Origin of the sequence: Actinomycetospora sp., assembly GCF_036497245.1 — a bacterium.
Taxonomy (GTDB): Bacteria; Actinomycetota; Actinomycetes; order Mycobacteriales; family Pseudonocardiaceae; genus Actinomycetospora.
In genome coordinates, this window is sequence record NZ_DASXJS010000066.1 from 1 (window position 1) to 11024 (window position 11024).

Genomic DNA, 11024 nt, shown 5'->3' on the forward strand with positions numbered 1-11024 from the left:
TCATTTGACTGGCTGAGCGTATTGGCGGGGTTTCGGTTGCCGCAAGGCGGTTATGTCCACGCGGTCGGATTGTTGTACCACCATCGAGCCGCCGACGCGTTCCACGCTGTCCATCGCTCCGCCGGGGATGTTCATCGCCGCAGCCAGCGTCGGCGGATCACCAATCGCCAGAACCGAATACGGCGGGTTGAGCGTCGCGCTGTCGACGACGAGCGCGCCGGGTCGGTCCAGCGCCTGGCCGCCTCGAGGAAGTAGTAGTCCCCGTACACCAGCCCGACGTCGATCTCGCTGTCCTGCGGCTTCCCGCCGGTCGCGTGGGCGAGCAGGGCCGGGCCCGCCGGGGCCACGTCCTTCGTCGCCAACTCGTCGAGGGTCTCGCCCGCAGCCTGGCGGTAGCGGGCGCCGTCGGCTGCCCCGACCTGGTCGGCGAGGTCGAGCAGCCCGGACGCGGCGACGGCGGCCGCCGAGGTGTCGCGCTCCTCGGTGGGCTTCGAGAAGTCCCAGGCCGGCACGCGGGCGCCGGGGCCGGTGTGGGCGAGCCACCAGTCGGCGGCCTTGACCGCGGCCGCGCGCAGGTCGGCGTTGCCCGCCGCACGGGCCTGGGCGGCGAACCCGTGGATCGCCCAGCCCTGACCCCGCGACCAGGTGGAGTCGGGTGCCGCGCCCTGCCAGGTGTCACGCTTGACGAACGCGCCGGTGTCCGGGTCGAACACGGCCACGTGGGCGACGCTGCCGTCGGGGCGCATGTTGGTGCGTGAGGCGGTCAGCGCGTGCTGGGTCGCGATGTCCTTCCAGGCCGGGTCGCCACCGGGCAGGGCGGCCGCCCGGTCGAGCAGGGCCAGGTTCATCGTCGTGTCGATGATGACCGGGAAGCGCCAGGTCCCGCGCTTGTCGTCCTCGCCGTCGGTGTCCCAGCTCTTGATCGCGTGGACCTTCGGCGAGTACCGGGTGGCGAGCGAGCGGGCCGCGGTGACGACGTCGTCGGCGCCCGCCCCCGTGGCACTGACCTGCTCGCCGAAGCTGTCGTCGACCATGAAGCCCAGGTCGTGGGTGTCGGTGCGGTGCACCTGCGAGGCGATCGGCGCCGTCCACCGCTGGGCGCGGGCGGTCCAGGCCTGGTCGCCGGTGAGCTCGCGGGCCAGCCACATCTCGCCGGGGAAGAAGCCGGAGGTCCAGTCGTCGACCGGCTTCGTCTTCCACGTCGTGGCGCCGCCGCCGATCGAGCGCGGGTAGCCCTGGGCCGGGTCGAGGGAGTCGGCGCCGGACGCCAGCCGCTCGTAGGCGGTGGGCAGCGCCTTCGTCACCGAGGCGGGCAGCGTCGTTCCCGACGACGGAGCCGCGCCCGGGGCCGACGACGCGTCGGGCCCCTGCCCGCAGCCCACGAGCAGGACGCCGGACAGCGCCATCGCCACAACAGCCCCACCCGTCACAACCGCCACACGGCGAGACTGCCCCGCCGCGCGTCGGGTGTCCGCCCACGAACCTGATCTCGCCACGAACGAGTCACCCCCCGGTGCCGGCGGCACTGTAGCCCGATCGGGGCAGGGCGACACGTGGGCCGGGCGCTCTGCCGCGGCCCGCCGCCGGCTTGTCGCGGGCTTCCGCGGTGCCCCGCCGACCTTGTCGTCGTGACTCAGAACGACAAGGCGGCAGGAAAGGCGAACTCCCCGCGACAAGGTGGGACGCGGAGCCGCTAGTGGCACGCCTTCGGTTCGGAGGCCGGCAGGTCGAGCGCCGGGTTCCCGTCGAAGAAGCCCGAGGGCCGGAGCATGAACCCGATCGTCGACACCGGCATGACCGGCCAGTCCTCGGGACGCACCACGTGGTGGGCGCCGAACGTGTACCAGACGACGATGTCGGCGCCCTCGAGCGGACGGTCGCCGTCGAGGTAGGTGGGCAGCCCGGTCCCGACGGGCGCCTGCAGCGGGTAGTCGCCTGCCGCGAAGCGCTGCGCGGGGTCGTGCGCGGTGACCCAGACGGAGTGCTCGGTGAACCCCGACCGCGGCGCGAAGAGTGCCTCGGGCGAGTACATCGGCGGCACCGTCGAGCCGGGCATGAGCGCGTAGGCGGTGGGTGCGCCGGTCGGGCCGGTCTCGGACGCGCTCTCGATCTTCCAGAAGCGGGCCTTCGCCGGCGCGGTGTCCCGGGCTCCGTCCGCCTCGGAGGTGATCGGGGTCCGCGTCGTCACCCACGCGTTGCCGTGGGGGTTCGCCGGTCCGGGCGGCGACGGCATGGAGTCGATCTCCGTGACGGTGTTGGCGGCCCCGTCGACGGTCATGTCCAGCCGCACGCAGAAGAAGTGCTGGTGGTGCGGGCCGTAGAGGCCCGGCGCGACGAGGGTGCCGTGCTCCGGTGTCTTGCCGACCGGGATCGCCCCGGTCGAGATCACGCCGGTCAGCTTGACCTCGTACTCGATCATGCCGTCGTTGTAGAGGTACCAGAAGTAGCCGTACTCGTAGTTCCCGACGGTGACGATCGAGGAGATCACCAGCCGGCGCCTCCGTCGCACCTCCACCGCCTCCGTGCGGAAGTCGGTGTGCTTCCACGCGATGCCGGTGTCCTCCTCGTGCAGGCAGATCGCGTTCGGGATGGTGACCGCGCCGCCGTCCTGGTCGTTCACGACGCCGTCGAAGTAGTGGATGTGCCCCACGCAGTCGCACCCGAGCGCCAGCGGGTTCGCGAGCCAGCCGACGCCGTACTCGCCCTGGTCGAAGACGTTCTTGAACCGGTGCGTGGGGGCCGGGTCGCCGTAGGGGACGTACATCTCGGCGAGCGAGGCCCGATGCAGGATCGGGCGCCGGGTCCCGCGGTCGTCGTAGGAGACCTGGTGCAGGACGAGACCCTCGCGCGGCGTGAACCCGATCCGCAGGTGCCATTTCTGCCAGCTCACCGCGTGCCCATCGACGGTGAAGCTCGGCCCGTCGGGCTGGGTGATCACGATCGGCCGGACGTCGTCGCGGACGGTCTCGACCCGCGGCACGTTGGCGGGGTCGTGGATCCACGGCTGCTCGTAGTTCGCGGGCTGCGGGGGCAGGTCGACGGCGCCGAAGTCCTCCACCTCGACGACCTCGCGCAGGTCCAGATCCACGGTGACGACGAGGCCGTCGATCGGCCGTGCATAGCCGTGCTCACCGGGGGCGGAGCGCATCCAGGTCAGCGGCCGGACGATGCGCCGGGCCGCGGGATCGTCCTCGGGCCCGGTCCACGACGACGCCCAGGGATCGATCATCGCGAGGTGGAGGTCGGTGATCCCGCGCCGGGTCATCGCCTCCTGCCAGCGGGGATCCGCGCGGACGATGTCCTCGGTCGCGAAGAACTCCTCGGCCATCACCGGCGGCTGCACTCCTGGACGGGCCCGCCAGGACAGCACCGTCCCCTCGGTGAGCGAGACGACGGCCTCGTAGAGCGTCTTCCGGGCGCGCTCGTAGAGCACGATCTCGGCCTCGCGCGGCAGGGGGCGGGCGGGGTCGAACCCGGCGAGGGCCGCCTTCGTGGGCTCGTGCAGAGCCACGAACACGAAGCGTGCGCTGTCGGTGAGCTCCTGGGCCCGGATGAGCAGCGACGACGCCGCGGCGACCTCGTCGGCCGTGAGCGGCTCGAGCGGGTGGGTGGTCGTGGTGCGCGGTTCGGAGAGTGCGGTCATGCCGGGACCTCCTGCGGGTCGTCGAGCACGGGGTCGGACAGCGAGAAGTGCCCCAGGTCGGCGTAGACGGCCGGGCGCCGGGCGCGCAGCACCAGGGCGACCACCACCCCGGCCACGAAGATCACCAGCGGGACCCAGGGCAGCAGGGTGATGAACGGGACGCCCTCGGCGGCGGCGAGCGCATCCCGGTTGTCGATCAGCAGGTAACAGGCGATGACCATGGCCGCGCACCCGATGACCGGGGCGATCAGCGTGCTCCAGATCCGGAAGCCGTCCCGCGCCGTCGTCAGGAAGTACCGGATGATCGCGACACAGACCAGGGCCTGCACGGCGAGGATGCCGAGCACCCCGAGCAGCGGCGACCAGGTGCCGAGCTTGGTCAGCGCACCCTCGGTCGAGGGGTCGTAGAGGACGAATCCGAGGCAGTAGAGCGCGACGACCACGGTGGTCGTCGCGGACGCCACGCCGGGGCTGCGGTGCTTCGAGGTGCGGCCCAGGGCCCGGGGCAGGACACCCTCGCGGCCGAGTGCGAACAGGTAGCGCGCCGAGGTGTTGTAGAAGGCCATCGCGCAGGCGAACGAGCTGGTCACGGCGAGGATCTCGATGACCGCGGTGAGCCAGCCGCCGACGTAGCGGTCCGAAAGCGGGTAGAACGCCGACGCGTACACGCCGTTCAGCTGGTCGGAGACGGCCTGGACGCTGCCGGTGAGACCCCACCCGCTCACGAAGGCGTACGAGATGAGCATGTAGAAGACGCCGAGCCCGATCACCGAGCCGTAGGTGGCGATCGAGGCGATGCGGCGCGGGTCGCGGGACTCCTCGGCGTAGTTCGGCGCCATCTCGAAGCCGACCCACGACCAGAAGGCCGCGAACAGCGCGATGCCGGCCGCGCCGGTGCCGAAGACCTGCAGCGCGCCGGGGTTGTCGAAGATCGCCACGGGGTTGAACGGCGCGGGCGAGAGGCCCTCGGCGCCGCCGTGGGCGAACACCCCGACCGCCAGGACGAGGAGTGCGAGCACCTCGCCGACGAGCATGACGCCGAGGACCTTCGCCGTCAGTTCGATGTGGAACCACGCGAGCAGGCTCATGATCGCCAGCCCGATCGCCATGTAGAGCCACGCGGGCAGCGCGAGCCCGGTGAAGGTCTCGACGGTCGACGCCGCGAAGTAGCCCATGACCCCGATCACGGCGCCGACGAAGACCATGTAGCAGAGGGCGATGAGCAGACCCGATCCCAGGCCGACCACGCGCCCGAGCCCCCGGCTGACGAACGTGTAGAAGCCCCCGGCGCTCGTCACCCGCCGCGACATGGCGATGTAGCCGACGGAGAAGATCGTCAGCGACACCGTCGCGAGGAGGAACGCGGCCGGCGTCGCCCAGCCACCACCGTTGACCGAGACCGGCACGTTGAACAGCATCGCGGTCAGCGGGGCCGCCCCGGTGACGATGCAGAACAGGACCGAGGGCAGGCCGAGGGCGCCGTCCGCGAGCCGCCCGTGGTGCTCGGAAGGCGGGGTCGGGGTCACGGAGTGTGTCGCGGTCATGAGGTCTCCCAGCACGAGCGGGTGACGAGCGCCCCCACTCTGGGAAGATCATGTGACCGCCACGTCACCGTTGCGGAAACCCTCCGTGCACGATCAGCCCGCGGGCACCGCCGGGGACGCCGCGTGCGCGCGCAGCGTGGGCGCGACGAGCACGATGGCGACGATCGTGAGCACGAGGTACACCGCGTTGGCCACGACGTAGCCGGTCGACAGCGTCGGGTCGGTGAACGCCAGCACCGTGAAGGCGCCGCCGATCACCCGGATGACCACCCCGACCCACATCGCCGCGCGGGCGCTGGTGGCGAGCCAGACGCCGAGGGCGACGAGGGCGAGCACGCCGAACACGAGGGTCAGCGTGTTGGCGAAGTCAGGCGCATCGGCCGGGGCCGGGAAGACCCACGGGCTCAGCACGTCGAGCAGGCCGAACAGGGCGAACAGGGCGACACCGGCCGCAACGGGCGGGCGTCGGAGGAGAGGATTCATGCTGACCGAGGGTGAGCGCCCACCCGGCCCGACGTCTGCCGTATCCACCTACTGCATCTGCTTCTCCGGACGCGGTCGATCGGTGCCTACGGCTCATCCCCTGCGGCCACGCGGAGCAGCACGTCCGCGTGGCAGGGATCCTCGAGGGGACACCAGCACGCGAGGTCGTGCCCGGCGAGCTCCGCGCGGGCCTTCTCGACCATCTCCGGGTGCTCCGCGAGCCAGCGGCGGTACAGCGCGATCATGGTGTCCCGGTCGAGGGTGACCTCGACGTCGTCGTCGCCCCGGACCGTCCCGCCGAGCCGGAACGGGTTCCCCCAGACGGACGGGCGCGCGACGGTGACCGCCCCGTCCGGCTTGCGCCAGCCCTTCGCGCGCCGGAGGCGGATCCGTGCCGGCATCAGTCCTGCCCCGCGATCGTCGCGAGGCCGTCGAGCAGCCGGTCGACGTCGGCGTCGTCGGAGTAGGGCGCCAGGCCGATACGCAGCGCGCCCTCGTCGCCGAGGCCCAGCAGGCGGGAGGCCTCCAGCGCGTAGAACGACCCGGCGGGGGCGAACACCCCGCGCTCGGCGAGCGCGGAGTGCGCGCGGCGCTCCCCGCCCGGGACGCGGACGAGCAGCGTCGGGGTCCGGTGGGCGGCCCGGGAGAGCACCTCCACGCCGGGGATCCACGCCAGGCCGGTCTCGATCCGGCCCCGCAGCCGGTCCTCGTGGGCCTGGACCGCCGCCATGCCCGCGACCAGGCGGTCCCGCCGGGACTCACCCTCCGCCAGCGACCCGAGGACGTCCACGGCCGCCGTCGTCCCGGCGAGCAGCTCGTAGGGCAGCGTCCCGAGCTCGAAGCGCTCCGGGACGGCGTCGGTGGAGGGCAGCAGCTTGTCGGGGCGCACCGTCTCCAGCCACGCCGGGTCGGCGGCGAGCACCCCGCAGTGCGGCCCGAGGAACTTGTACGGCGAGCAGAGGAAGACGTCCGCGCCGAGAGCGGCCACGTCCACCGACACGTGCGCGGTCAGGTGCACCCCGTCGACGACGCAGAGCGCCCCGGTGTCGTGCACCCGGGCCGCGATCTCCGGGATCGGCGGGCGGGTCCCGAGGAGGTTGGACGCCCCCGTGACGGCGACGACGCGGGTGCGGTCGGAGAGCTGCGCGGCGACGGCGTCAGCGCTCAGCTCGGTGGTCGTGGGGTCGAAGTCGACCCACCGCACCGTCGCCCCCGCCCGCTCGGCGGCGAGCACCCACGGCCGGATGTTGGCGTCGTGGTCGAGGCGGGTGACGACGACCTCGTCACCGGGACCCCACGAGGTGGCGAGAGTGCGGGCGAGGTCGACGGTCAGGGCCGTCATGCTCCGTCCGAAGACGATGCCGCGTGGGTCGGCGCCGAGCAAGTCGGCCATCGCGGCCCGGGCGCCGAGCACCACGTCGTCGGAGAAGCGCTCCGCCGGGGTGATCCGCCCGCGGTTGGCGATCGGCGCCGTCAGGGTCTCGGCCACCGCCCGCCCGACCTCGGCGGGCACCTGCGAGCCACCGGGTCCGTCGAAGTGGGCGTAACCCTGGTCGAGCGCCGGGAAGCGGGCGCGGAACGCGGCGACGTCGTAAGGCACCGGCCCAGTCTGACGTTCGCCCGACCGGGGCACTGTCGATGTTTGGCAGTAACGATTCATGCCCACCCGTCGGATACACGCACGGCAGGCGGTCCACCGACCGCGACGAGCGGGATCGGGGTGGTCTGGGTGAGCGTGCAGCTCGAGGCACAGGGTGATGCGGCTCCCCGCGCGGGCGGGCGTCACGAGCTGGCATCGGTCCCCGTCCCCCGAGAGGTCGTCGACCGGCCCCGCCCCCGGTGGCGCGAGGCCGTCGGCGCGGCCGTCCTGCTCTCGGTCCTGGAGACCGTGCGCGACGAGGACGTCACCGTCAGCGCGTAGGACCCCGCGAGAGCGGGCATGATCTCCGTCGGATCAGCCGGGCGCCACCGATCGGAGGCACGCCATCAGCGCGTCGACGGAGTCCCCCACCACCCGGGAGCGCGGTCTGCGCGGGCCGGTCGCGGCCGTCGTCGTCGCCCTCGCCTTCCTGATCACGATGCTCGGCGCGACGATGCCGACGCCGCTCTACCCGATCTACGAGCAGGAGCTCGGGTTCGGCGGCGTGATGGTCACGCTGATCTTCGCGGCGTACGCGGTCGGCGTGGCCGTGGCGCTGCTGTTCTTCGGCAGGCTCTCCGACCAGCTCGGACGGCGCGCGGTGCTCCTGCCCGGCCTGGCGCTGGCCGCGATCTCCAGCGCGGTGTTCCTCATCCCCGGGGACATCCCCACGCTCTTCGCCGGCCGTGTCCTGTCGGGGCTCTCGGCCGGGGTCTTCACGGGGACGGCCACCGCGACCCTCGTCGACCTCGCCCCCGCGGGCCGCCAGCAGCAGTACAGCCTGCTCGCGGCCGCGGTGAACATGCTCGGCCTCGGGCTCGGTCCGGTGCTCGCGGGTGCGCTCGCCGAGTACGCCCCGGCGCCGCTCTTCCTGCCCTACGTCGTGCACATCGCGCTGGTCCTGGTGATCGGGGTGTTCCTCTACGCCCTCGCGGAGCCGATCGAGACCTCCGGCGGGCCGGTGTCCTGGCGCCCGCAACGGGTGTCGGTCCCACCCGAGGTCCGTGGAGTGTTCGTCCGGGCGGCCATCGCCGGGTTCGCGGGCTTCGCGGTGCTCGGTCTGTTCACCGCCGTCTCCCCGTCGTTCCTCGCCCAGGTCCTGCACCTCTCGAACCACCTGGTCACCGGGCTCGTCGTCCTCGCCCTGCTCGGCCCCTCGACCGTCGGTCAGATCGCGTCGTCGCGGCTGGGCGAACGCCCGGCGCTGCTCGTGGGCTGCGCGGCGCTGGTGGTCGGCATCCTGGTCGTGGGCCTCTCGGTCGCGCTGGCCTCGCTGTGGTTGCTGGTCCTCGGCGCCGCGGTGGCCGGGGTCGGGCAGGGGATGAGCTTCCGCGCCGGGCTCGGCGCGGTCAGCGCGGGCAGCCCGCCCGATCGACGCAGCGAGGTGGCCTCGAGCTTCTTCCTGGTGCTCTACGTCGCGATCTCGCTGCCGGTGATCGGCGAGGGGGTCGCGTCCGCGGCCTTCGGGCTGGTGCCCTCGGCCGTGGCGTTCTCGGTGATCGTCGCAGTCCTGGCCGCGATCGCGTTCGTCAGCCTGCTGCGCAGGCCGCAGCCGGGCTGAGCCCCACTCCCCGCCGCCTCAGACCCCGACGAGCGAGGCGGCCGTCCGGCCGCTCCAGGCGACCCGGCCCTGCTCGACGAGCTCGCCCACCGGGCGCCGCCCCGAGAGCAGCAGGAGGAAGGCGTCGGCGTCGGCGTCCACCTCGGCCGTCGGGACCGCGGGCCCGTCGCCCACCCGCACCGTCCGGTCGATCTCCACGGGGCCGCCGGGCCGGGCGCGGACCAGCAGCCGCAGACACGTGGCGCGGGGGGTGGAACGGGCCAGCAGGCGCGGCACGAACTCGCTGACGAGCCGGCAGGCCTCGAGCGCCGCGGGGCCCGCGACCCCCGGGTCGAGCTCGATCCCGAGGGCCTCGTGGAGGTCGTGGGTGTGCAGGCACATGTCGAGGCACTGCGCCTCGAGGACCCGGCCGGTGGGGGCCGAGGACAGCGCGGTGCGCTCCGCCCGGTCGTGCGCCTCGGCGAGCGCCTCGCGCAGCCGCTCGGGCCCCGCGTAGTGCACGCCGGTGAGGTGGGTGACGAGGTCGGTGACGTCCCTCCCGCCGGTCCCCAGGACCGCGGCGGCCACCGCGCCGGGCGATCCGGACGGGATGAGCGGCAGCGCCCAGTCGTCGGCCGTCAGGTGGGCCACGGCGTCGTCCGTGACGTCCCAGAGCCGCAGCAGGGCCCGAGTTGCGTCGTGCATCCCTATCGCCCCTCTACAGCGGACCTTGAAGACGCGCAATTCGAGGAGGACGATAGGTGATCCGGAACACATGGGGCAATGCGGTGCCGGGTTGGGGGAGTCGCTGATGGGTGAGTGCGAGCCACGGAATTTCATGCGTCCTTGTCTGCTGCTGCTCCTCAAGGAGCGCCCGGCGCACGGGTACGACCTCGTCGACCGTCTGCACTCCGCGTTCATCGACGACCTCGACGCCGGCGGGGTCTACCGCACCCTGCGGGCCTTCGAGCGTGAGGGGCTGGTCCGCTCGACGTGGTCCACGTCCGGCTCCGGCCCGGCGCGCCGCACCTACTCGCTCACCACGGCGGGGACCGACTGCCTGCGCCACCAGATCGAGCTCCTGGAGGTGACCCACCACCTCGTCCACGTCTTCCTCACGCGCTGCGGGGAGGCGTCGCTGGTCTCCTCGGTGATCGGCGAGGGTTCCGAGCGCCGGGAGGTCAGCCCATGAGCGTCCCCGAGGACCTCCACTGCGACGGCGAGGTCTGCGTGACCTGCTCCGACGAGGCCGTGCCGGTGACCGTGCTGGCCCTGTGCGACGACGGCATGGCGCGCGTCGACACCGGCCTCGGCGTCGAGGAGGTCTCCGTCGCGCTGGTCGACGCGGCGGTCGGGGACGTGGTCCTCGTCCACGCGAAGGAGGCGATCGCGAGCCTCGGCCCGGACCCCGTCCCGCGGCCGGGACCGTGACGGCCGTCGACGCCGACCGCCGCCGGCTGCGGGTGCAGGTCGCCGGGATCGTGCAGGGCGTCGGGTTCCGGCCGTTCGTGCACGCCCTCGCCACGGCCCACGGGCTCGGCGGGTTCGTCGGCAACGACGACATCGGCGTCGTCGCCGAGATCGAGGGCCGGGCCGACGGCGTCGATGCCTTCCTCGACGCCCTGCGCCGGCGCCCGCCCGCCCTCGCCGTCGTCGAGTCCGTGACGACGGCCGCGCTCGCCCCGCGGGGCGAGTGCACCTTCGTCATCGGCGCGAGCGCGGTGACCGGGCGCCGCGACGCCCTCGTCTCCGCCGACACCGCGACCTGCGACGCCTGCCTCGCCGAGATGGCCGACCCCGCCGACCGCCGCCACCGCTACCCGTTCGTCAACTGCACGCACTGCGGGCCGCGGTTCACGATCGTCCGGGACGTCCCCTACGACCGGGCGACGACGACGATGGCCGGCTTCGCCATGTGCCCCGCCTGCGCCGCCGAGTACGAGGACCCCGCCGACCGGCGCTTCCACGCGCAGCCGACCTGCTGCCCGTCGTGTGGACCGACGCTGCGGCTGACGGGTCCCGACGACGGGGCTCCCGACGACGGGGCTCCCGACGGCCTGCCGGGTGACGCCGCGCTGCGGCGTGCGGCCGCGCTGCTCGCCGGGGGTGCGGTGGTCGCGGTCAAGGGGCTCGGCGGTTACCACCTCGCGGCCCGCGCCGACGACGACGCCGCCG

13 protein-coding genes are annotated in these 11024 nt (G+C 73.2%); 5 read left to right on the forward strand and 8 right to left on the reverse strand.

What is annotated here, in order from left to right; all coding sequences use genetic code 11:
• The 7 genes from VGI02_RS07340 to VGI02_RS07370 form a co-directional block, all read right to left on the reverse strand.
• Window positions 1-231 carry a DUF881 domain-containing protein gene (locus VGI02_RS07340; protein ID WP_331626648.1) on the reverse strand — a complete coding sequence of 77 codons (231 nt, stop codon included), beginning with the start codon at window positions 229-231 and terminating at the stop codon, window positions 1-3.
• Window positions 132-1406: a hypothetical protein gene (locus VGI02_RS07345; protein ID WP_331626635.1), complete on the reverse strand. Its 1275-nt coding sequence runs from the start codon at window positions 1404-1406 to the stop codon at window positions 132-134. The genes VGI02_RS07340 and VGI02_RS07345 overlap by 100 nt, the downstream gene beginning before the upstream one ends.
• Window positions 1407-1693: 287 nt before the next feature.
• The gene (locus tag VGI02_RS07350; RefSeq protein WP_331626636.1) at window positions 1694-3643 is read right to left on the reverse strand and encodes a primary-amine oxidase; all 1950 of its coding nucleotides are present in this window, start codon (window positions 3641-3643) and stop codon (window positions 1694-1696) included.
• A complete protein-coding gene (locus VGI02_RS07355) occupies window positions 3640-5187 on the reverse strand; it encodes an APC family permease (protein WP_331626638.1) in 1548 nt (515 codons plus the stop codon). The genes VGI02_RS07350 and VGI02_RS07355 overlap by 4 nt, the downstream gene beginning before the upstream one ends.
• 93 nt (window positions 5188-5280) lie before the next feature.
• Entirely contained in the window at window positions 5281-5670 is a 390-nt protein-coding gene (locus tag VGI02_RS07360) for a hypothetical protein (protein ID WP_331626639.1), read from the reverse strand.
• A gap of 86 nt (window positions 5671-5756) precedes the next feature.
• Entirely contained in the window at window positions 5757-6071 is a 315-nt protein-coding gene (locus tag VGI02_RS07365) for a DUF4326 domain-containing protein (protein WP_331626640.1), read from the reverse strand.
• Complete coding sequence (locus tag VGI02_RS07370; protein ID WP_331626641.1) at window positions 6071-7270, reverse strand: cysteine desulfurase-like protein; 1200 nt, start codon at window positions 7268-7270, stop codon at window positions 6071-6073. The genes VGI02_RS07365 and VGI02_RS07370 overlap by 1 nt, the downstream gene beginning before the upstream one ends.
• Before the next feature lie 129 nt (window positions 7271-7399).
• Between VGI02_RS07370 and VGI02_RS07375 the strand changes: the two genes are divergently transcribed.
• Together VGI02_RS07375 and VGI02_RS07380 are read left to right on the forward strand one after the other, a co-directional pair.
• Window positions 7400-7591 (forward strand): hypothetical protein, encoded by a 192-nt coding sequence (locus VGI02_RS07375; protein WP_331626642.1) that lies wholly within the window; start codon window positions 7400-7402, stop codon window positions 7589-7591.
• Window positions 7592-7697: 106 nt separating this feature from the next.
• Complete coding sequence (locus tag VGI02_RS07380) at window positions 7698-8870, forward strand: MFS transporter (RefSeq protein WP_331626649.1); 1173 nt, start codon at window positions 7698-7700, stop codon at window positions 8868-8870.
• Window positions 8871-8888: 18 nt separating this feature from the next.
• On the opposite strand, the gene VGI02_RS07385 is transcribed toward VGI02_RS07380, so the two are convergent.
• Window positions 8889-9554 (reverse strand): hypothetical protein, encoded by a 666-nt coding sequence (locus VGI02_RS07385; RefSeq protein WP_331626643.1) that lies wholly within the window; start codon window positions 9552-9554, stop codon window positions 8889-8891.
• Between the two features lie 133 nt (window positions 9555-9687).
• On the opposite strand from VGI02_RS07385, the gene VGI02_RS07390 reads away from it, so the two are divergent.
• The 3 genes from VGI02_RS07390 to VGI02_RS07400 form a co-directional block, all read left to right on the forward strand.
• On the forward strand, window positions 9688-10041 hold the full coding sequence (locus VGI02_RS07390; protein ID WP_331626644.1) for a helix-turn-helix transcriptional regulator: 354 nt from the start codon (window positions 9688-9690) through the stop codon (window positions 10039-10041).
• Window positions 10038-10280 carry a HypC/HybG/HupF family hydrogenase formation chaperone gene (locus VGI02_RS07395; RefSeq protein WP_331626645.1) on the forward strand — a complete coding sequence of 81 codons (243 nt, stop codon included), beginning with the start codon at window positions 10038-10040 and terminating at the stop codon, window positions 10278-10280. The genes VGI02_RS07390 and VGI02_RS07395 overlap by 4 nt, the downstream gene beginning before the upstream one ends.
• Window positions 10277-11024, forward strand: a 748-nt coding sequence (locus VGI02_RS07400; protein WP_331626647.1) for an acylphosphatase, incomplete at its 3' end; no start/stop codon positions are given. The genes VGI02_RS07395 and VGI02_RS07400, both read left to right, overlap by 4 nt.